The sequence below is a fragment of the Streptomyces sp. NPDC057137 genome (assembly GCF_042670825.1).
In the GTDB taxonomy this organism is placed as follows: Bacteria; Actinomycetota; Actinomycetes; order Streptomycetales; family Streptomycetaceae; genus Streptomyces.
Window position 1 is genome coordinate 41,645 of sequence record NZ_JBHUUW010000014.1, and the last position, 20,421, is coordinate 62,065.

16 protein-coding genes are annotated in these 20,421 nt (G+C 71.9%); 2 read left to right on the plus strand and 14 right to left on the minus strand.

Annotated features, from left to right (window positions below):
* Window positions 1–24: 24 nt before the first annotated feature.
* The 8 genes from ACFT9I_RS14540 to ACFT9I_RS14575 form a co-directional block, all read right to left on the minus strand.
* Complete coding sequence (locus ACFT9I_RS14540) at window positions 25–1,269, minus strand: cytochrome P450 (RefSeq protein ID WP_382564112.1); 1,245 nt, start codon at window positions 1,267–1,269, stop codon at window positions 25–27.
* An 81-nt stretch (window positions 1,270–1,350) separates the two neighbouring features.
* On the minus strand, window positions 1,351–2,010 hold the full coding sequence (locus tag ACFT9I_RS14545) for a response regulator (RefSeq protein WP_382564114.1): 660 nt from the start codon (window positions 2,008–2,010) through the stop codon (window positions 1,351–1,353).
* Complete coding sequence (locus ACFT9I_RS14550; RefSeq protein ID WP_382564116.1) at window positions 2,007–3,365, minus strand: sensor histidine kinase; 1,359 nt, start codon at window positions 3,363–3,365, stop codon at window positions 2,007–2,009. The genes ACFT9I_RS14545 and ACFT9I_RS14550 overlap by 4 nt, the downstream gene beginning before the upstream one ends.
* A 132-nt stretch (window positions 3,366–3,497) precedes the next feature.
* Window positions 3,498–4,349, minus strand: a complete 852-nt coding sequence (locus ACFT9I_RS14555) for an NmrA family NAD(P)-binding protein (RefSeq protein ID WP_382564118.1) — start codon at window positions 4,347–4,349, stop codon at window positions 3,498–3,500.
* Between the two features lie 67 nt (window positions 4,350–4,416).
* Window positions 4,417–5,322, minus strand: coding sequence for an alpha/beta hydrolase family protein (locus ACFT9I_RS14560; RefSeq protein ID WP_382564120.1), 906 nt, complete (start codon window positions 5,320–5,322; stop codon window positions 4,417–4,419).
* A 118-nt stretch (window positions 5,323–5,440) separates the two neighbouring features.
* Window positions 5,441–6,625, minus strand: a complete 1,185-nt coding sequence (locus ACFT9I_RS14565; protein ID WP_382564122.1) for a serine hydrolase domain-containing protein — start codon at window positions 6,623–6,625, stop codon at window positions 5,441–5,443.
* Window positions 6,625–7,884, minus strand: a complete 1,260-nt coding sequence (locus tag ACFT9I_RS14570) for a serine hydrolase domain-containing protein (protein WP_382564124.1) — start codon at window positions 7,882–7,884, stop codon at window positions 6,625–6,627. Before ACFT9I_RS14570 ends, ACFT9I_RS14565 begins: the two co-directional genes overlap by 1 nt.
* A gap of 116 nt (window positions 7,885–8,000) precedes the next feature.
* Window positions 8,001–12,419, minus strand: a complete 4,419-nt coding sequence (locus ACFT9I_RS14575) for a CHAT domain-containing protein (protein WP_382564126.1) — start codon at window positions 12,417–12,419, stop codon at window positions 8,001–8,003.
* A 122-nt stretch (window positions 12,420–12,541) separates the two neighbouring features.
* Between ACFT9I_RS14575 and ACFT9I_RS14580 the strand changes: the two genes are divergently transcribed.
* A complete protein-coding gene (locus ACFT9I_RS14580) occupies window positions 12,542–12,958 on the plus strand; it encodes a hypothetical protein (RefSeq protein WP_382564128.1) in 417 nt (138 codons plus the stop codon).
* Entirely contained in the window at window positions 12,958–13,878 is a 921-nt protein-coding gene (locus ACFT9I_RS14585) for a hypothetical protein (protein WP_382564130.1), read from the plus strand. Before ACFT9I_RS14580 ends, ACFT9I_RS14585 begins: the two co-directional genes overlap by 1 nt.
* A gap of 88 nt (window positions 13,879–13,966) precedes the next feature.
* Here ACFT9I_RS14585 and kynU read toward each other — a convergent pair whose 3' ends face one another.
* From kynU to ACFT9I_RS14615, 6 genes are all read right to left on the minus strand, one after another.
* Window positions 13,967–15,169, minus strand: coding sequence for a kynureninase (gene kynU / locus ACFT9I_RS14590; RefSeq protein WP_382564132.1), 1,203 nt, complete (start codon window positions 15,167–15,169; stop codon window positions 13,967–13,969).
* Entirely contained in the window at window positions 15,162–16,007 is an 846-nt protein-coding gene (locus tag ACFT9I_RS14595; RefSeq protein WP_382564134.1) for a tryptophan 2,3-dioxygenase family protein, read from the minus strand. The genes kynU and ACFT9I_RS14595 overlap by 8 nt, the downstream gene beginning before the upstream one ends.
* 92 nt (window positions 16,008–16,099) lie before the next feature.
* Window positions 16,100–16,936, minus strand: coding sequence for a DUF3152 domain-containing protein (locus tag ACFT9I_RS14600; RefSeq protein ID WP_382564136.1), 837 nt, complete (start codon window positions 16,934–16,936; stop codon window positions 16,100–16,102).
* 187 nt (window positions 16,937–17,123) lie between these two features.
* Window positions 17,124–17,537, minus strand: a complete 414-nt coding sequence (locus tag ACFT9I_RS14605; protein ID WP_382564138.1) for a DUF3151 domain-containing protein — start codon at window positions 17,535–17,537, stop codon at window positions 17,124–17,126.
* Between the two features lie 84 nt (window positions 17,538–17,621).
* Window positions 17,622–19,118, minus strand: a complete 1,497-nt coding sequence (locus ACFT9I_RS14610) for an MFS transporter (protein ID WP_382564140.1) — start codon at window positions 19,116–19,118, stop codon at window positions 17,622–17,624.
* A 38-nt stretch (window positions 19,119–19,156) separates the two neighbouring features.
* Window positions 19,157–20,269: a methyltransferase gene (locus tag ACFT9I_RS14615; protein ID WP_382564141.1), complete on the minus strand. Its 1,113-nt coding sequence runs from the start codon at window positions 20,267–20,269 to the stop codon at window positions 19,157–19,159.
* Window positions 20,270–20,421: the final 152 nt, after the last annotated feature.

A 20,421-nucleotide genomic window follows, 5' to 3' on the forward strand; every position in this document is an offset into this window, starting at 1 on the left:
TGTGGCGCCCCACGGGGGTGGGCGTCACATCTCGACCAGCAGCTCCTTCACACCCCGGATCACATATCCCGGCTTCCACTCCGGCTCGGCGGCGAGCCGGAGTGTCGGCGCGCGGCGCAGCAACTCACCGAACGACGCGCTCAGTTCGAGCCGCCCGAGCGCCGCGCCCAGGCAGTAGTGGATGCCCGCGCCGAACGTCACATGCGGATTGTCGGTCCGGGTGAGATCGACGGTGTCCGGGCGGTCGAAACGGGACGGGTCGCGGTTGGCGGAGCCGAAGAGAAGGGCGAGTTCGGCGCCGCGTGGCACGACCGTGCCGTCGATCTCGATGTCGTCGAGCACCCATCGCTCGAACATCTGGAGCGGGGTGTCGTACCGCAGCAGTTCCTCCACAGCTGTGGACAACGACGCCTCACCGGACCGCAGCGCCGCGAGCTGCTCGGGGTGCCGGAACAGCGTCCACCATCCGTTGATGGTGGTGTTGACCGTCGCCTCGTGGCCCGCGTTGAGCAGGAGCGCACAGGTGGAGATCATCTCCTGCTCGCTCAGCCGGTCCCCCGCGTCCTGCGCCGCGATCAGCGCCGAGAGCAGGTCGCCGCCGGGGGCGGCCCGCCGGGCGGCGATCAACTCCCGCAGGTAGTCGGTGAATTCGAGCGACGACCGGACCGCCCGCCGCGCCGCGTCCTCCGTCGGGTTCAGCTCGTACATCGCGCACATGTCGGCCGACCAGGGCCGCAGCAGCGCCCGGTCCGCCGCCGGGACCCCCAGCATCTCGGCGATGACGGCGACCGGCAGCGGCTCCGCCACCTCGGCGAGCAGATCCCCACCGCCCGCCGCACACAGCCCGCCCACCAGCTCGGCGGCAAGCCGCCGCACGGTCGGCGCCAGCACCTCCACGGTGCGCGGCGTGAACGCCTTGGAGATCAGCCGCCGGATCCTGGTGTGGTCCGGCGCCTCCAGGTCGAGCAGACCGTTGCCGTTGAGCAGATGGAAGGGCTCATGCGCCTCGGGCGGCGGCGTCCGGCCGAACTCCTCGTGCGTGAAGCGATGCAGATACGTCCGCCCCAGCCGCCGGTCCCGCAGCAGGGCGGACACATCGGCGTGGTGCGGGACCAGCCACTGCCGCGACGGCTCGAAGTAGTGCAGCCGGCCACGCTCACGCAGCTCCGCGTAGGCGGGATACGGATCGGCGACGAAGTCGAGCGACCACGGGTCGAAGGACACGGCGGGAGTGGACGCCCCGCGGAAGGAATCGGAAGAAACTGCCATGCCTGCACGCTACTGAGCCACGCCCCCGACTCCCAGAGCAAAGCCCGACGGACATCGTCCGGTGATCACGCGAAGGCGTGATCACCCCGGAGTGACCAGCCTCGCCTCGTACGCGAACACCGCCGCCTGGGTGCGGTCGCGCAGTCCCAGCTTCACCAGGATGCGGCTCACATGCGTCTTGATCGTGGACTCCGCCACGACGAGGTGGCCGGCGATCTCCGCGTTGGACAGGCCCTGGGCGATCAGGACCAGGACCTCCGTCTCGCGTTCCGTCAGCTCTCCCATCTGGGCCAGCGCGGGCGGGCGCGGGGACTCCGCGAGTTTGGAGAACTCCGTGATCAGCCGGCGCGTCACCGTGGGGGCGAGCAGTGCCTCGCCGGAGGCCACCACACGGACGCCGTCGGCCAGTTGGCGCGCCGACGCGTCCTTGAGGAGGAAGCCGGAGGCTCCCGCCCGCAGCGCCTGGTACACGTACTCGTCCAGGTCGAACGTGGTCAGGACGAGGACCTTCGCGTCCGCGTTCGCCGCCACGATCTCGCGCGTCGCCTCGATGCCGTTCAGCTCCGGCATCCGGATGTCCATCAGGACCACGTCGGGGGAGAGAGCCGCGACCTGGGTGACGGCCTCGCGGCCGTTCACCGCCTCGCCCACGACCTCGATGTCCGGCATCGCGTTCAGCAGCACCGAGAAGCCCTCGCGGACCATCACCTGGTCGTCGACGATCAGTACCCGAATCGTCATGACCGCTCCCCCTCGGCCGCCGGGGCGGCGTCCTGGCGCTCGTCCTCGTCCTGGGCGGCGACCGGTATGTACGCCGCCACCTCGTAGCCACCGTCCGGCAGCAGCTTCGCCGTCATCTCCCCGTTCAGCATGGACACCCGCTCCCGCATCCCCGTTATCCCGTGCCCGGCCCCCGGTGAGGGCTTCACCAGCCCCCGCGGCGGCGTATTGACGATCCGCAGGCCGAGCCCGCCCAGCACGTACGAGACCTCGACCGTCGCCGTCGCCCCCGGCGCGTGCCGCAGGGCGTTGCTGAGCGCTTCCTGGATGATGCGGTACGCCGACAGCTCGACGCCCTGCGGCAGTGCCCGGACCGCTCCGGTGACCGTCTTCTCCACGGTCAGGCCCGCCTCACGGACATTGGAGAGCAGCCCTTCGAGGTCGGCGAGGGTCGGCTGTGGGGCGTCCGGGGCGTCGTAGTCCTCCGCCCGTACGACTCCGAGGACCCGGCGCAGCTCGGTCAGCGCGGCGACGGCGTTCTCCCGGATGGTGGCGAACGCCTTCTCCAGCTCGGGCGGCGGATTCTCCACGCGGTAGGGCGCGGCCTCCGCCTGGATCGCGACGACCGACATGTGGTGCGCGACGACGTCGTGCAGCTCGCGGGCGATGGTGGTGCGCTCTTCGAGGAGCGTGCGCCGGCCGCGCTCGACCGCGTTGACGCTCAGCTGCACCGCCACCTCGTTCTTCGCGTCACGGCGGATATGTATCGCGGAGACCGTCAGCAGGGTGAGCGCGGAGACGAAGAGCATGGGCGCGCTGGTCGAGCCGTACCCGTACGCGTATCCCCCGCTGAAGAGTGTCCCGACGAACAGCGCGTACGCCAGGGTGACTATCCACATCCAGGCCGCGGTGCGCGGGTTCGTCCGTATCGCGACGATCGTCATCACGGCCAGATACGAGGCGAAGGCGGAGGGCGTCCAAGGCCAGTCGGAGTAGTAGGAAGCCACCGCGCCGGTGAACGCGGTGACCGCGAGGGCCAGCCACCAGGCCGCGACGGGCCTGACGAGGACCAGCAGAACGGGCGCCACCGCGAGCAGGTCGACACCCGCCCCGTTGCCGATTCCGATGATCAGCGCGAACAGCGCGCAGGAGACGATCGCGAAGTGCGGGAACCAGCCCGCATACTCCCGTATCGAATCCGGCAGCCGGCGTGTGATCACACCGTCCGTCGCCATGCGCGGCAGCGGCCGGTAGGCGAAGGCATCGGTGAAGAGGTCCTGGCGCAGGCCCTTGAGCATGCCCTCGGCCAGGCGGAACTCGGGGCTCCGGGCTTTCCCCGTCGCGGTCTTCGTCGTCTTCGTCTGCGTGTTCGTCACGTTTTCAAAGGTAAGGGGAGGGACAGGCACCGGTCGTCACCAGTGATAGGGATCCTTTCCCGTCCCTCCCAGGTACTACGAGCCCACCCACGAGAGCTACACGCGGCTCGTACGCGGTCCCTGTGCGGGTTCCTACGCGGTACGCCGGAACGCGTCCGCGTGCTCGGCCGCCCACTGCGCGAACGTACGCGCGGGACGCCCTGTGACCTCCGCCACCGTCCCGATCGGGGTCCGGCCCTCGGGCGGCGTGTTCCCGTACACCTCCAGCAGAAAGCCGATCACTTCCTCGCTCTGCCCGGCCGCCCGCCACTGCTCCAGCGCCTGCGCCTCGGTCAGCTCGACCACCTCGATCTTCCGGCCGCGGGCACCGGCCAGCGCGTCCGCCTTGTCGTGGATCGTCAGCGCCTCGGGCCCGGTGATCAGATACCTCTTGCCGCCGTGCCCGTCCTCGCTGAGCGCGACGGCGGCGACGGCACCGATGTCGCCCTCGTGGACCATGGCGCTCAGCCGCCCGACGAACGGCTCACGCACGGTGTCCTCGGCACGGATGTCCTCCGCCCACGCCAGCGCGTTGGCCATGAATTCGACGGGCATGAGCACGGTCCACGGAATGCCGCTCCCCGTCACCGCGTCCTGGAGCGGGGTGTCGCCGCCGCCGTTGAGCACGGTGATCCGGCGCACACCGGCCGCCGCCGCCAGCCCGACGATCTCGGGGCCGGTCTCCAGCGCCGCGAAACCCCCGCCGTCGAAGGTGATCAGATGCAGCCCGGTGACGCCTTCCAGCGCCGGGGCGAGCGACGCCGGATCGGCGAGGTCGCCGCGTACCACCTCGACACCGTCGGGGAAGTCGGAGAAGTCCGCCTTGGCGGGGTCGCGGGTCAGGGCGCGTACGGAGTGGCCGCGGCTGAGCAGTTCGAGGACTATCTGGCGGCCCACGGTGCCGGTGGCGCCTGTCACGAGGTAGACGTTCGCGTTGTTGGTCATGTGCCGAAGGTAGGAGGGCTTGCGGTCAGCTTCCGTCCGCAAGTACGGCGCACTCGACCATCGGCGGTCAGTACGCGAGCTGCGCCAGTTCCTCCGCCACGACCGCGCACGCGTCCGCACCCGGGTCGACCGGCGCGTAGTGCCCGACGTCCTCCAGCAGCGTGATGCCGACCATCTCCCCGGCCCTGGCGGCGGCGTCGACGTACGCCTCGGCCACGGCCTGCGGCACGACGTCGTCGTCCCGGCCCTGCACGACGGCGGTGGCGATCCCGGTGGGCAGCAGGGCCGACGGGTCCGCACTGTCCTTGCGCCCCTTCAACTCCCCTTCCCCACCGAGGAGTTGTACGACGGCTCCGCCGCACACACCCAGCTCGACAGCGGTCGTGAAGTCCGCGATGGGCGCGATCGCGACGACACCGCGCAGCCTCGGGGGCGAGTCCAGCCGCCACGGCGACCCCTCGGGCAGCACATGCCGCGCCGCCGCCCAGAGCGCGAGATGGCCACCGGCGGAGTGCCCGGTGACCACGATCCGGCGCGGATCGGCCTGCGGGAGGGCGTCGGCGACGAGCGCGGGCAGCGCGTCCATCACGGCGGCGATGTCGTCGAAGGTCTCGGGCCACCGGCCGGCGAACGGCTCGCCGGACACGTCGCCGTCGCTCCCCCGCCGGTACTCCACGTTCGCGACGGCGAACCCGCGCCGCGCCAGGAAGCCGGCGAACGGCGTCAGATGCGCCCTGTCGTACTGCGCCCGCCACTCCCCGCCGTGCAGCACGACCACCAGCGGCACACCCTCGCGCCCGCCGCGCGGCGCGTAGAAGTCGACCACCTGGTCAGGGTGCGCCCCGTACGCCGAGGTGACGTCCGGCTCCACCCTCGGGCGCGACAACAGCGCCGCCATCTCGGCACGGTCACGGGCGACCGCGCCGACGTCGGTGGAGTCGGCGGCGGAATCTTGGGCGGCGGAATCCGACACGCTGCTCCAACCTTTCGATGAGAGACCCGAATTGACCTGATCAGCGGGGACGCTATCAGCATCCACGCCACAGGTTTACGGCCCGGCCCCACCGCCGACGGCCCCGCCACCGCCGCACTCAGTCCGCGCGCGTCAGCGCCCCCGCGATCAGCGCCTTCACCGCCTTGTCCGTACTCTCCTGCCGCGCCTCGTCCGCCTCGTCGAAGCTGTTCACCACCACCGTCACCGCCCGGCCGCCGTCCACCGTGACGCCGTTCTCGCTGGAGTACCCCAGCGCGTTGCCCCCGTGATGCCAGTAGAAGCCGCCGCCGGGCAGCGCGGTGGTCTCCAGCCCCAGGCCGTAGGCCCGCCCCGGCTCGTCGGGGATCGGCACCGTCCGCCGCATCTCGGCGAGCTGCGCGGGGCGCAGCAGCCGCCCCGTGATCAGCGCGGCGAAGACACGGTTGACGTCCTCGGGAGTGGTGACCAGATCCCCGGAGGCGTCGGCGGCCGTGGAGTTGAAGAGCGTGGTGTCGATCCGGCGGCCGTCCTCCGCGAAGGTGTGGTAGCCGTGCGAGTACGGCGCCGGGAGGTTCGGATCGTCGCCCGGCAGGCTCGTACCGCTCAGCCTCAGTGGGCGCACGACCCGGTCACGTACCTCCGTACGCCAGGAGTTCCCCGTCACCGCCTTGATGATCATCCCGGCGAGTACGTAGTTGGTGTTGGAGTACGACCAGCCGGTGCCGGGTTCGAAGACCGGGCGCTCGCGCACCGCCGGGGCGACCAACTCCCGCGCGCTGTAACGGCGGAAGCGGTTCGCGTAGTAGCCGTCGGCCGAGTATCCGGCGGGGAAGACCTCGCGCAGACCGGTGTAGCTGCGCACCCCGCTGGTGTGCTGGAGGAGCTGACGGACCGTCATACGGCGCCCGTCGTTCCCGTTGCCCTGGCCGTCCACGACTCCCGGCAGCCAGCGGTCCACGGTGTGGTCGAGCGACAGCCGTCCCTCGCCGACGAGTTGGAGGACAACGGCCGACACGAGCGTCTTGATCGTGCTGCCCGCGCGGTACTTGGCGTCGGGCCGTACCGCCGCTCCCGTACGCAGGTCGGACACGCCGCCGTACGCGACGGTGACGCCCGAGGGGGTGTGCTGCACGGCCGCGACGCCGATCGCCCCCGCGCGGTGCACGGCGTCGGCGTCCCGCTGCAACGGGGAGGGCGCGGACTCCCCCGACGACGCCCACGCATGGCCGGTCACACCCACGACGCCCACCGCCTGCGCCACCGCGACCCCGCCCAGCGCCGCCGTCACGGACCGTCGCCGCATCACCGGTCGCCGCCGCAGATCGCCCGGTCGAGCAGCGCCTGGACGGCCTTCTCCGCGCCCAGCAACCACTCGTCGTCCGACTTCTTGCCGCTCGCGTTGATGACGACCGACCGCTGCCCGTCCTCGCTGACGGCCGTCCTGATGGTCTGCCCTTCCAGGTCACCGCCGTGTCCCCAGCGGAATCCGCCGCAGCTCAGCGGCTGCCGCATCACCCCGAGCCCGTAGTGCAGCCCGGGGAAGACCACCTGGAAGTCCTCGCCGGCGGGAACCACCTTGCGCAGCTCGGCCATCTCGGCCGGCGGCAGCAGCCTGCCGCGCTGAAGGGCCGTCAGGAACTTGTCCAGGTCGCGCTCGCCGGAGACCAGCTCGCCGGCGGCCGACGCCCACGACACATTACGGATGGTGGTGTCCGTCATGGCGGTGGACCCGGGAAGCTGCTGATACGTGTGCGTGTACGGCCCCTTGAGGCTCGGGTCGTCACCGGGGGCGTACGTCTGGGTGAGCCCCAACGGGCGGACGATACGGTCGCGGACCTCCGTATCCCACGACTTGCCCGTGGCCTTCTCGATGATCATCCCGGCGAGCATGTAGCCGGTGTTGGAGTAACTCCACTCGGGCTTCGGGTCGTTGGGGTCGGCGGGTTCGAAGTCCGGCTGGTGCTTCATCGCCCCGGCCACCGCCTCCTCCGGGTCGTGGTGGTCGAACCTGGTCCGCTCGAAGTCGGCGGCCGTGTCGCCGGTGTCCTCGGTGAAGTCGTAGTTGTAGACGCCGCTGGTGTGCTGGAGGAGATGGCGCAGCGTGATGCGGCTGCCGTCGTTGCCGTTCCCCGCCACGACGCCGGGCAGCCACTTCTCCACGGTGTCGTCCAGCGACAGCCGCCCCTCGGCGACGAGTTGGAGGACTACCGTCGACACGAACGTCTTGGTGATGCTGGCCGCGCGGAAGTTGGCCTCGTGCGACACCGGCCGCCCGGTGCCCAGTTCGGCCTCCCCGGCGACGGCGTACGTACGGCGCTGTCCGTCACGCACCTGTACGGAGATGCCGATGTACCCGGCCTTCTTCAGCGTGCTGTTCACCTCACGCTGCAACTGCTTCTGCGACAGGGCCTCCCCCGCGGAGGCCCTGTCACCACCGTCGGTCCCCCGCGCGGGCGCGGGCCCGGCGGACACCCCGAGGGACACGGCGCAGACGGCGGCGGTGACGAGCGCGGTGACCACGGGCAGGCGCGGGCGGCGTGAGGTTCTGGCGTATGTGCTCATGGTCATCAGCCTGTTGGAACGGGCGCCCCGATCCCATGACGGAGGCACCCATCTGCGAGGTGGGGATATCCCCAGGTGGTGGGTGGGGCTCATCGGCCGACGCCCGCGACGCTCCGTCAGGCACCCGTGTGCGTATGCGCGGCCCAGACGGTGGGTGTGACGGGATAGCCGGCGCGCAGGCGCCGGGTGGCGTGGTGCAGGGCCTCGGCGGAAAGGGCCGGATGGGGCGGGGTGGTCCCGTCGGCCGTGAGGCGGGCGTAGAAGTCGGCCGCCAGCTGGTGGGCGGCCCGGTCGGCCACGGGCCACTGGGTGCCCACCACATGTGGATAGCCCGCGAGTTGGAACGCGCCCGTCAGATGAAGCGCCTCGTCGGCCAGGCGCGGGGCCGTCAGGGTGGTGTTGCAGGCGGACAGAAAGGCGAGCCCGCCGTCCAGGCGCAGCGCGCCGATGTCGGCGACGGTCAGTGGATCCGTCCGGTGGTCCTGGAGGATCAGCCTGCCGCGCCAGGGGTCGGTCCGATGAGGCTCGCTGTGGCAGGCGAAGTGCGCCACCCGGTGGTGGGGAAGCGCCGCGAGCACGGACGACCGGGTCGGGCCGGGAAGGACCGCGGCGCCCGGGACGAGCCCGGTGAGCAGGTCCGCCTCGGTGGCGGCGCCCGCCAGAAGGCCCGCGCCGGGAGCCTCCGGGACGGCGACGATCGCGGTCCGGGTCCCCGGATCGGTCGCGCCTTCGCGGGTACGGGCACGGGCCAGCCCACGCACGGTGGCGGTGTACGAGGAGACGACCCGGTCCAGGACCGTGCGCGGCAGTTGGCGCCGGGCGGAGTCGTCGGCCAGGTCCTCGTGATGGCCGGCGGCGTGCAGCGGCAGGTACGCGAGGATGCCGACGGGGCACCACCACACGCGCGGCCAGGGCTCGCCCGGTGGTGGGGGACCCGTAAGACCGAGGGCGGCCAGGACCGGTTCGCCGATCGTGTCCCAGAGCCAGGCCAGTACGCCCAGGATGTCGCGCTGGGCGGTGCGGCGGCCGACCGGATCGACGGAGGGGTCGCCGGTGGCCTCGATGGCCGTCCCCAACGTCATGATGCGGCGCACGGCCTCCGTGTCGGTGAGGCCGCGCAGAGGCACGACATGTACGGGATCGTCGGGGTCACCGGTGAGGACGAGCGCGTCGCAGCGGGTGGGCGCGGCGGAGACGTACACCACCGGGCCGTCGGCGGCCTGGGCGGTGAGGTCGGCGGCTCCGGGCGGTGTGAGGAAGCCGGAGAAGCCGTCCAGGGAGCGGATGCGGGTGAGCAGTTGGTCCCATTCGGCCTGCGCCTCGCGGCGGGCGGCGGCACGGGCTTCGGCGGGCGCGGAGGTTTCGGCGGCCATGGAGGCGTCGATGCGTGCGGGTGCGGATGGGGGTACTTCGGAAGGTGCGGGAGGTGCATGAGGCGTGGGAGGTGTGGGAGGTGCGGGAGCTTCGACGGCTGTGGGGGCCTGGCGGTCGAGGGCCGCGCGTCGGTTCCGTACCTCGCCGACGGCCTCCGCCAGGTGCGGCGCCGCCGACCGCAACCGGTCGAAGTCGGTGCCCCCGTCCGCGACGGACTCGGCCGTCAGCACCCCACGTGACTGTTCCAGCAGTTCGACGGCCCGGTGCGCGCGCCCGACGTTCAGCGCGGCGGCGGCAGCGGCCCCCGCGAGCGAGCCCGCCTCGCCGATCAAGTGCCCCCGGTCGGTGAGGTCCAGCGCGCCGAGACCGATCTGCGGGAGCAGCGCGACGGCCGACTCGGCCGCCGCGAGCGCTTCGTGCGCCCCGGCGTCGTCCCTCGCCGCCAGGATGGCGATCGTCCGGTAGGAAGCGATCCGGGTCCAGACCGGAGCGGTGTCGTCCAGGGCCGCCGACCGGGAGGAGGCCAGGATCTCGTCCAGCAGGCCGGCCTCACCGGTGTGCGTGTACAGCATGTGGAGAGAGGCGGCGTGGTTGTTGAGCGCGTTCGCGGCGTACGGCAGGCCGACCGGGGTGATCGCGACGGCCTCGCGCGTGGCGTCGACCGCCTCGTACAGCCCGTCGGGGTCGCCGTCGTGGCTGAACCGCAGCAACAGGGCGGCGCTCAGGTTGACCAGCACGCGGTTGCGGTTGGCGTGGTCGGCGGGGGTGGCCTCGACGACCAGGCGGACCATGTCCACCGCCTCGGACGCCGTTCGGGCGTCCCGGTCCCGCGATGCCTGTGCGAACAAGGCGCTGGAGAGCCCGAGCAACTGCTGCGCGCGATACGGATGGCCGTAGGGGAAGGCGGCGACGGCCTCGCGGCAGACCGCGACCGCCTCCGCGATGTCCTCGCTCTCCCCGGTGCGCTGGAAATTCATCTGTAGGGCGGACCCGAGAGTCCCCAGGAAATGCCCGCGGTTGGGGTGGTCGTCGGAGACGGCGGCGACGGCGGCGCGGGATGCCTCGATCCCTTCCCGCAGCGGCACGGAGTCGCCTGTGTACCAGGACAGCAGTTGCAGGATGAGGCCGAGATTGTTCAAGGAGGCGGCGTAGTGCGCGTTCCGGGCGGGGGTGGCGTCGACGGCCCTGCGGCCCGTCGTGGCGGCCTCCCGTAGCAAGGGGAGTTCGCCGGTCTGGTCGAAGAGGCTGCTCAGGGCGTTGCCGAGATTCCCCAGGGCCATGGCCAGATGCGGATGCCCCTCGGGCAGCGCGGCGACGGCCTCCCGCAGGACGGCGACCGCCTCTTCAAGAGGTTCGCGTGTCCCCGCCCAGTTCGACTGCGTCTGGAGTGCCATGCCGAAGTTGTTCAGCCACTTGGGACGGTCGGGATGACCGACGGGTGTGACCTCGACGGCGGCACGGGCGTACGTGACGGACTCCGGCACCCGCTCAAGTCCGCCGTCGCGTCCGTTCTTCCTGGACAGGGCGTTGCCGAGATTGCTCAGGGCCATCGCCAGATACGGATGCCCGTCGGGCAGCGCGGCGACGACCGCCCGGCCGATGTCGACCGCCTCCTCCAGAAGGTCGTCCCCGCCGACGGTCTCGTAGCGCAGGCGCAGTGCCATGCCGAGGTTGTTCATGGACCGAAGACGGTCGGGGTGGTCGACGGGCGTGGCTTCGATGACGGCACGCTCGCACGCGGCGGCCTCGACGAGTTGACCGACGTCCCCCGTGTACTCGTACCGCTGAAGGAGCGCGGCGGCCAAGCCGCTCAGCCGCCCCAGGCGTTCGGGGTCGTCGTGGGAGGCGTCGTGGGAGGCGTTGTCGCGGTCGTCGTCGGAGGCGTCGACCGCGGCCCGCGCGACGGCGACCGCCTCCTCCGCCGCGGAGGGGTTCGTGCTGTGTTCGGCCAACGTACGAAGGCCGGTACCGAGGTTGTGGAGATACCGCGCGCGGTCGGCCGGGGCGGCGTCGACCGCGGTCCGCGAGACGGCGATCGCTTCGCGCAGCGTCGACAGGTCTCCCGTGAGCTTGAAGAGCCCGTTGAGGCAGCCGGCAAGCCGGTCCAGACAGTCGGCGCGCGCGGGCGAGCCGGTGGGGAGCACGGTGGCGGCTTCTCGCCCGACGGCGACCGCTTCGAGGAGTTGGTCGATCTCTGCCGCCGTACGCCCGTACTGCTTCTGAAGAGCGATGAGGAGGATATGGAGCTGGGTGCCTCGGGCGGGGTCACCGGCGGCCATGGCGGCGACAACGCCCCGGGTCAGCCCGATGGCCTCGGCGCCTGCCACCGGATCGGCCTCGGCATCGGCCCACATGTGCAGGATGATGGCGAGGTTGTTGCGATACATCGTCAGATTGGGGTGGTCGGGCGAGGTCGTGACGACGGCCCCGCGGGCGGCGTCGAGCGCTTCGTCGAGCGTCCGGGTGTCCGTCTCCGCGTTCTTGTCACGCATGTGCCGCTGGAACAGGGCGAGTCCCAAGTTGGTGAGAAACATGGCGTGTTCGGGATGGTCGGTGGCGCGGGCCGCCTCCCGGGACACCGTGAGCGCCTCGTCCAGCGTTTCGGTGTCCTTGGTCAGCTCGTACGTCTGCCGAAGGACGAGCCCGAGATTGTTGAGGGCCATGGCCCGGTCGAGTGGACGCTCGAACGGCCCGGTGATCGCCGCGCGGAACAGCTCGACGGCCCGGGGCAGCAACGGAAGATGGCGGCCCCGCTCGTACGCCCGGTACACGGCGAGGCCGAGTGCCAGGGCCTCCTCGCCGAACGATTCCTCACCCTCGCCGTCGGCGGCCTCCCCGTCCCCGTCCTCCCCGCTCGCGAAGACGAAGCGCAACGGCTCCGGTACGGCCTCCGGGTCCACGTCGTGCACAGGGGCCAGAAAGCGCACGGCCTCGATCAGCGCCTCCTCCTGCGCCGGCCCCTCCGGCAGCGCGGTGAGCCGGATCCAGTGGTACACGCCCAGAACGTGGCTCGCCTCGACATCGGTCGCCGGGTCGGTGACCGATGTCAGGGCGGCGGCCGTACGTTCCGCGCCGTCCGCGAACAACCCGGTGGCGTCGTCCGCGTCCACGGCTGCCCCGATACACCGCCGAAGGTCACCGAGCAGATCCCGATCGGCCATCCCGTCCTCCGATTCAGGCTGCTCCGGCTACTGAATGATAGATTGACAAATCAGCCTGAATGAAGGCTAGTTGACACGCCGAGACGCCGAGAGACGCCGAAAGACGCTGTGGGGGTGGCAGGGTGGCGAGGTCGCGGAACGGCACGCGGAACCGACTGGGTGTGCTGTGCGACCAGCTCACCCGGCACGAGTCGATGGCGGCGGAGATCGACACCGCCGGAGCGGGACCGCAGTTGCGCGAACTGCTCGAACTGGTTCGGAGCGGAACGGCGACGGCCGGGGGAGCCCGCGAGACGGAGCTGCTGGACACCATCGAGGACGCCTGCGTCCGGCACGGCCTGTCCGCACTCGACGTGCGCGAGTACGGCAACGCACAACTGCCCCTGGGATTCGGCCTGCCTCCGGAAGGCGGCACGGCGAGCGCCTGGGTCTGTCCGTGGGGCAATTGCGGACGAGTGGTCCTCCCGGACGAAGCCGGGGCGTCCTCGCCCCTGTGCGCGGCGGGCGACGAACCGCTGCGCGCCTTCCCGGCGGCCTGATGCCCGGACTGCTCGCCGGGATCGGCACCTGGATCGCGGACCGATGGCTGCAGACCGTGGTCCTGTCCGGGCTGCTGTGGGTCGCGACTCTCGTCGTCGCCGCGCGGCTCGGCCAGTCACACCCGTTCGACGTGGCACGGCTTCACACGTGGCTCGACGAGATCGCCACGAACCGGGCCGGGAACAGCCCGGCCGCCATCCTGCTGACCGTGGCCGCCGCGCTGCTCGCGGCCGGCGCCGCGGGTCTGGCGGCCGGCGGGCTGGGCGCGCTGCTTCAGCGGCTGTGGGGCGCCGACGGGACGGGGCCGGGGCTCGGCCGGCTGCTGCGGTGGCGCCGGAGGTGGTGGGAGAGGTGGTACTCGGAGCGCGCCCGACGCGCCGTCGCCCACGCGGTCACCGCCGATCGCGGTGAGCCGCCGCCGGACCCGGTCTCGGCGCGGGCCCGACAGGCACGCGCCGAACGTGCCCTGCGCCTGCGGGCGCAGCGGGAACCACATCGCCCCACCCGCGTCGGAGACGCCTTCCACGCGGTCGCCGTCCGGGTGCGCACGCGCTACGCCCTCGACGTGGACCTGGTCTGGCCCCGGCTCTGGACGATGCTCCCGGACGCCCCGCGCGCCGACCTGTCCGGCGCCCACACGGCGTACAACTCGGCTGCCCGCCTCGCCGGTTGGGGCCTGCTCTACGCCGCGCTGGCCGTGCTCTGGTGGCCCGCCGCGCTGATCGGCGCCGGTGTGCTGCTCACCGCCGTGGCACGGGCCCGCGGCGCGGCGGCCGTCCTGGCGTCCCTGGTCGAGGCCGCCGTGGACCTCCACCTCACCGACCTCGCCGACCAGCTCGGCGTCCGACCCGACAGCGAGCAGCTCACCGAACTGGGGCAGGCCGTCGGCCGCCGACTCGGTCCGCCCGCACCTCCCTGACCTCCGCACCGGCTTCCGGGCCGGGCCCCTGCGGCGCCCGCCCCCGGAGCGAGGGCTCGACCAGCGATCCCCCGCCCCGGCGGCACGTTCAGGCCGGTACGTCCCGCAGGACCTCCCCCAGCACCCGCGCCGCCCGCTCCGCGTCGCGGAAGCCCACGTACAGCGGCGTGAAGCCGAACCGCAGCACGTCCGGTCGTCGCAGGTCGCCGATCACGCCGCGCGCGATCAGCTCCGCCATCACCGCGGGCGCCTCCGCGCAGCGCAGTGCCACCTGGCTGCCGCGCTCCGCGTGCGCCACCGGCGTCAGCGAGGTGACCCGGCCCGCCGGGGCGTACGCGTCCACGCACCGCAGGAAGAAGTCCGTGAGCGCCAGGCTCTTGGCCCGCAGGGCGTCCAGCGAGACGCCCTCCCACACGTCGAGCGCCGCTTCCAGCGCCAGCATGGAGAGGATGTCCGGCGTGCCGACCCGGCCCCGCGCCGCGCCGTCCGCCGCCGTGTAGCCGGGCGTCATCCCGAACGGGTCGGCGTGCGAGGTCCAACCCGGCAGCGGGGAGTCGAAGGCCGCCTGGTGGCGCTCGGAGACGTACAGGAAGGCCGGTGAACCCGGCCCGCCGTTCAGGTACTTGTACGTACAGCCGACCGCCAGGTCGACCCCGTGCGCGTCCAGCCCCACCGGCAGCGCGCCGGCGCTGTGGCACACGTCCCAGATCGCCAGCGCGCCCGCGTCGTGCAGGGCCGCCGTGATGCCGGGCAGGTCGTGGAGCCTGCCCGTACGGAAGTCGACGTGGTTGACGAGCGCGGCGGCCGTACGCGAGCCGACAGCGGTCGATACGTCTCCGGGAGACACCGGCACCAGTCGCAGGCCGGTCATCCGCGCCGCCGACTCCGCGATGTACCCGTCCGTGGGGAACGTCTCGGCGTCCACGAGGAGTTCGTCGCGGCCCTCCCCGGCCAGCCGGGCCGCCGCCACAACCGCCTTGAAGACGTTGACACTTGTGGAGTCGCCGACCACGATCCGGCCGGGTGCCGCGCCGACCAGCGGCGCGATCCGGTCGCCGATCCGCTCCGGCGCGGTCCACCAGCCACCCTCGGTCCAGGAGCGGATGCGCAGCTCGCCCCACTGCCGGGTGATGACGTCCTGGACCCGCTCGGGTACGTGGCGGGGCAGCGCGCCGAGCGAGTTGCCGTCCAGGTAGACGGAGTCGTCGTCGAGCGCGAACAGCTCGCGGCGCGAGGCCAGTTGGTCGTCCGCGTCAAGTTCGGCGGCCTGCTTGGCCAACACCTCAGACATGGCTGCGCGCCGTCCACAGCTCCGGGAACACGTTCTTCTGCGCCCGCTTCTCCAGCCACGCGACCCCGGCGGACCCGCCCGTCCCGGTCTTGGACCCCATCGCGCGCCGCGTCGCAACGAGATGGTCGTTGCGCCAGCGCCACACCAGCTCGGCGACGTCCGTCAACGCCTCGCCCAGCCTGATGACTTCACCGTTCTGGTCGGGCTCCGCGTAGACCCGGGCCCAGATCTCCTCGACCACCGTCGACGGCTCGTACTTCTGCGTGAAGTCCCGGTTCAGCGCCGACGCCGGCACCGGCAGCCCGCGCCGCGACAGCAGGCTCAGCACCTCGTCGTACAGGCTCGGCTCCTGAAGCGCCTTCTCCAACTCCGCGTGCACACGCGGCGCGCCCCGGTGCGGTACGAGCATGGAAGCCGACTTGTCGCCGAGCAGGAACTCCATCCGCCGGTACATCGCCGACTGGAAGCCGGAGCCGTCACCGAGCGCGCTGCGGTACGAGTTGAACTGCGCGGGGGTCAGCTGGCTCAGCGGCGTCCACGACGCGTTCAGCGCCTCGAACTCGCGCACCGAGCGCTTCAGCGCGTCGATCGCGACCGGCAGCCGGTTCTCGCGCAGCGCGCGCGACGCGGTCTCCCACTCGTGGACGATGACGGTGAACCACAGCTCCATCACCTGGGTGGTCACCAGGAAGACCATCTCGCCCGGGTCGTCGGACATCGGGTGCTGAAGATGGGTGAGGACGTCCGCCTGGACGTAGTCCTCGTACGGGGTCGTACCCGCGAAGTCGAGGTTCGGGGTGTCCGAACCGGCTCCGGAGGCATCGGGGTGCTGCGACATCTCTGTCTCCTCGATATTGCTACCGGGTAGCGGTCCGCCCCTTCCAATCGGCATCGGAGCTCCGGTCCCCTGTTCGCATCATAATCCCGACTTCACGGCACCGCCGGACCTGTGATGTACGTCCCGTTCTCCGCGTACGGCCATGCATTCGCACGGCAGCCGTACAGGCCCTTGATCTGCTGCATCATCGCCGGCGCGGGCTTTCCGGCACCGCCGCAGGTGACATGACCCCGGCCGAGACGGTGGCCGACCTCGTGATTGATGATCAGCGCGCGGTACTCGGTGACCGGGCCGTCGAACTGCTCGGACCCCAGCACCCACCGCTTGAGATTCACCACGACGGTGCGGCCGACGGTGCAGTTCACCTCGCCCCGCGTGAGCAGGCCGGCGGCGCCGCAGATCCGGTCCACCGTGCCCGGCGTCGCTATCTTGACGTCGAAGTCGGACGGTCCCGAGCCGACGAGCTGGAAGGAGTTACGGCCGTCGGAGGTCCAGCCTTGGGGGTGCGCCAGGATTGTCTCGATCTCGACGGCGGCCTGCCGCTCGGAGAGCTGGATGCCCTTCTCGACCTGGACCTTGTAGCGGCGCACGGTGTCGCCGGAGCCGACCGGCGAACCGGCGGAGCGGGCGGTCGTGAAGTCGCCGGGGCCGTTGTCGGGTATGGGGATACGACGCGTCGAATCGGCGGAGGCACGAGGGCTGGGACTGACACTGCCGCTGGGACTGGGCGACGCGGCGGGCGGCTCGGACGCTTCCGACGCCTCGGTCGTGGGCGCCGAGGCCTTGGCGCCCTTGGCGTCGGCCGCAGGCCCGCTCCCCGGCCAACCCGCGAGGAACGCGCCGCCACCGACGAAGACGGCGATCAGACACACACCGAGGAGCACGGGGCGGGCGAACGGACGGCGACGGGCTACGACACGCTTGCCCAAGACGGACTTCTCCCCTGCTTCGACCGGAGTCAACGGGGAGAGGGTGCCGGGGCCTCGTACCGGATTCGATGGCGTGTGCGATCGTATCGACCGCGCAGCGCAGGTCCGTAGCCTTTCGGACGGCCACGGACCTGCGACGAAGACGCGGCAAGCCGGCAAGCGGGCGAGGAACCCGACGCGCGCGAACTCAGCCGAGGGTGTCGGCCGCCGCCGCCGAGGAGTCCCGCAGGAAGCCGGAGCAGCGCTCGTACTCGTCCTCCTCGCCGATCGCCTGCGCGGCGCGGGCGAGAGCGTGCAGGGCGCGCAGGAAGCCGCGGTTCGGCTCGTGCTCCCACGGCACCGGGCCGTGCCCCTTCCAGCCGCTACGGCGCAGGGAGTCGAGGCCGCGGTGGTAGCCGGTACGGGCGTACGCGTACGACTCCACGACCCGGCCGTTCTCGAACGCGTCGTCGGCGAGCTGGGCCCACGCGAGCGACGAGGTCGGGTACTTCGCCGCGACGTCGGCGGGCGCCGTCCCGTTCGCGAGAAGCTCGCGCGGTTCGGGGTCGTCGGGCAGGTGCGTGGGGGGCGGTCCCCCGAGAAGGTCTTTATGGATGGCCATGGTTCCGAGTGTCCCAGGTCGCGCCGGATTCTGTGGCAGTGGAGCGGGTTTGCCACCGGCAATCGCCCGCCCTCACCTCGGCAATCACGCGCCCCCTCCCGCCCCTTCGCCCAGCCCCCTGCGTACCGTCGTCGGCTCCAGCGGCGGCGACGAGAGCCCGCAGTTGACCTTGCACTGGGGCAGGCTGGGCGCGCTCTCGGCGGTCTTGTCGTCGGCGGGCCGCGTCGTGCGCACCGTCGCCCAGGCGATCAGCGACGCCAGCACCAGCACCCCCGCGCACATGGGCATGGCCCGGTGGAACGCCGCGTCGAACTGTGTCGACGAGCGGTACACCTCCGGCCCCATGCCCGCCAGCAGCGGCAGCGCGGCCACCGCGAGCAGACCCGCCGCGCGCGCCGCCGCGTTGTTGATGCCACTCGCCAGCCCCGCCCGGGAGTTGTCGACGGACGCCAGGACCGTCGCGGTCAGCGGCGCGACCAGCGTCACCATGCCGAGCCCCATCACCACCAGCGCGGGCAGTACGTCCCGTACGTACGACGCGTCCGCCCCGCCGCCCACCCGCAGCATCAGCAGCAGCCCGCCGGCGCACAGCAGCGGCCCCACCGTGAGCGGGATCCGCGGCCCGATCCGCGCGCCCAGCTCGCCCGACCTGGCGGAGAACAGCAGCATCAGCACGGTCGTCGGCAGCAGCGCCGTCCCGGCGCCGAGCGCCGAGTAGCCCGCGACGACCTGGAGCTGCAACGACGCCAGGAAGAAGAACCCGCCGAACGCCGCGTACACGCACAGCGTCACCACGTTGACCGACGTGAACTGCCGCGAGGCGAAGATCGACGGCGGCAGCATCGGATCGGGCCGCCGCCGCTCCAGCAGCACGAACCACACACCCACCAGCACCCCCGCGGCCCCGGCCCACCACACCTTCGCGATCAGCGCGTACGTCACCAGCCCCAGCGCCACGGCGCCCAGCACCGCGCCGAGCACGTCGAACCGGCCGTGCGCCGCCGGATCCCGCGACTCCGGTACGTGCCGCAGCGCCACCGGCACACAGATCGCGGCCAGCGGCACGTTCAGCAGGAAGACCCACCGCCAGCCGGGCCCGTCCACCAGGAACCCGCCCAGGAACGGCCCCACGGCCGCCCCGACACCCCCGAGCCCGGACCACAGCCCCACGGCCCGCGCCCGGTCGTCCGGATGGAAGCTGGCCTGGATCAGCGCGAGCGACCCGGGCACCAGCAGCGCCCCGCCCACCCCCTGGAGCGCCCGCGCCAGGATCAGCACCTCGGCGCTGGGCGCGACCCCGCACAGCAGCGACCCGAGCGCGAACCACACGGTGCCCAGCACAAAGATCCGCCGCCGCCCGTACCGGTCCCCGAGCGACCCGCCCAGCAGGATCAGCCCGGCGAGCGTGAGCATGTACGCGTTGACCGTCCACTGCAGGTCGGCCAGGTTCGCGTGGAGATCGTCACCGATGTGCGGCAGGGCGACATTGACGACGGTCGAGTCGAGCAGCGCCATGCTGGAACCGAGAACTGTCGTCAGTACGATCCACCGGCCGGAGGCCGTGCCCAGCCTGATGTCCATGGGGGCATCATCCACCTTGGCCGGTGCGGATGCCCGACTTACGCGAGCGCTTTCACGATCGCGCCCGGCTCCCTCAGCCACACGCTCTGACCCTCGGCGGTGACGGTGAGTCCGAAGTCCTCGTGGTGCGGGCTGCCGGCCGCCGTGTACTCGCGGTGCACCTCCTCGATGTCCGCCCACAGATCGCGCGGTCCGTACTGCCACACGTCCTCGCCGGTGGCGGTGGATGTGGCGGAGCCGTCCTCACCGCGTGCCCACACGTGGACGGTGCCGTCGATCCTGGAGTGCCGCATCCACACGCCCGGCAGCCGGGCACCGGCGTACAGGGCGAAGCCCAGGGACAGCAGTTCGTCGGGGTCGAGCCCGGCTTCCCGGGAGCGGGCGGTGCCGGAGTCGACCGCGGTGGCCACCTCCGTACGTTGTGCCCGGATCGGCATGTACGACGCACCGCCGCGGAACCGGCCCCGCGCGGCACCGTCGGCGCCCACGACCAGCTGGACCAGAGCGCCGCTCCAGAAGTCCCGATACAGCGGCGCCACGACAGTGCCGCCGGGCCGTACCTGCTCGACGAAGGCGTACGGCACCCGGCGCAACGAGCAGGTGACCACGATCCGGTCGAAGGGCTCCCCTCCGGGCCAACCGCGCTCACCGTCACCGACTCGGAGGTGCGGTTCGTATCCGGTGTCGCCCAGGTGGGTGGCCGCCATGGCGGCCATGGCGGGGTCGACCTCGATGCTGTGGACACCCCGGCCCCGGTCGCCGAGACGCTTGGAAAGGAGCGCGGCAACATGCCCGGTCGCGGTGCCGATCTCCAGGACGCGCTCGCCGTCGCGCACCTGGAGGAGGCCGAGCATCGTCGCGACCATGCTGGGCATGGAGTTGGACGAGGTGGCCACACCGGGCCCGTTCTCCGCCCCGTCGTCGACCTGGACGACCACGGGTTCGTCACTGTGGACCAGGCTCCACCACTCGTCCCCCACGGCCACGGGCTCGCAGCGTTCCGGCCCCTGCCGCCAGATCCTCGAAGGGATGAACCGATGCCGGGGCAGCGCCTCCCACACCCGGCGCCAGACCGGATCAAGAAGCCCGCGCCCGGCGAGCGCCGCGACGAGCGCGGCGTAACCGTGACGCGGGTCCCCACCGGAACTCACTTCTTGGGCCCGGACCCGTCGGGGCTGGGCTCCGAAGGTGCCGGGGGCGTCCACGGCTTGTCGGAGGGCGGGCCGCCGTGCTTCCCGTCCTTCCCGTCGTCTGCCATGTGGCTCTCCTTCTCAGGTCGTGTCACTGCTCGTACAGAAGTGAC

Excerpts from the sequence above, each read along its gene's own strand:
- ACFT9I_RS14540 (WP_382564112.1), bottom strand. The coding sequence starts at position 1,269 with ATGGCAGTTTCTTCCGATTCCTTCCGCGGGGCGTCCACTCCCGCCGTG.
- ACFT9I_RS14545 (WP_382564114.1), bottom strand. The coding sequence starts at position 2,010 with ATGACGATTCGGGTACTGATCGTCGACGACCAGGTGATGGTCCGCGAG.
- ACFT9I_RS14555 (WP_382564118.1), bottom strand. The coding sequence starts at position 4,349 with ATGACCAACAACGCGAACGTCTACCTCGTGACAGGCGCCACCGGCACC.
- ACFT9I_RS14565 (WP_382564122.1), bottom strand. The coding sequence starts at position 6,625 with ATGCGGCGACGGTCCGTGACGGCGGCGCTGGGCGGGGTCGCGGTGGCG.
- ACFT9I_RS14570 (WP_382564124.1), bottom strand. The coding sequence starts at position 7,884 with ATGAGCACATACGCCAGAACCTCACGCCGCCCGCGCCTGCCCGTGGTC.
- ACFT9I_RS14575 (WP_382564126.1), bottom strand. The coding sequence starts at position 12,419 with ATGGCCGATCGGGATCTGCTCGGTGACCTTCGGCGGTGTATCGGGGCA.
- ACFT9I_RS14585 (WP_382564130.1), top strand. The coding sequence starts at position 12,958 with ATGCCCGGACTGCTCGCCGGGATCGGCACCTGGATCGCGGACCGATGG.
- kynU (WP_382564132.1), bottom strand. The coding sequence starts at position 15,169 with ATGTCTGAGGTGTTGGCCAAGCAGGCCGCCGAACTTGACGCGGACGAC.
- ACFT9I_RS14595 (WP_382564134.1), bottom strand. The coding sequence starts at position 16,007 with ATGTCGCAGCACCCCGATGCCTCCGGAGCCGGTTCGGACACCCCGAAC.
- ACFT9I_RS14605 (WP_382564138.1), bottom strand. The coding sequence starts at position 17,537 with ATGGCCATCCATAAAGACCTTCTCGGGGGACCGCCCCCCACGCACCTG.
- ACFT9I_RS14610 (WP_382564140.1), bottom strand. The coding sequence starts at position 19,118 with ATGGACATCAGGCTGGGCACGGCCTCCGGCCGGTGGATCGTACTGACG.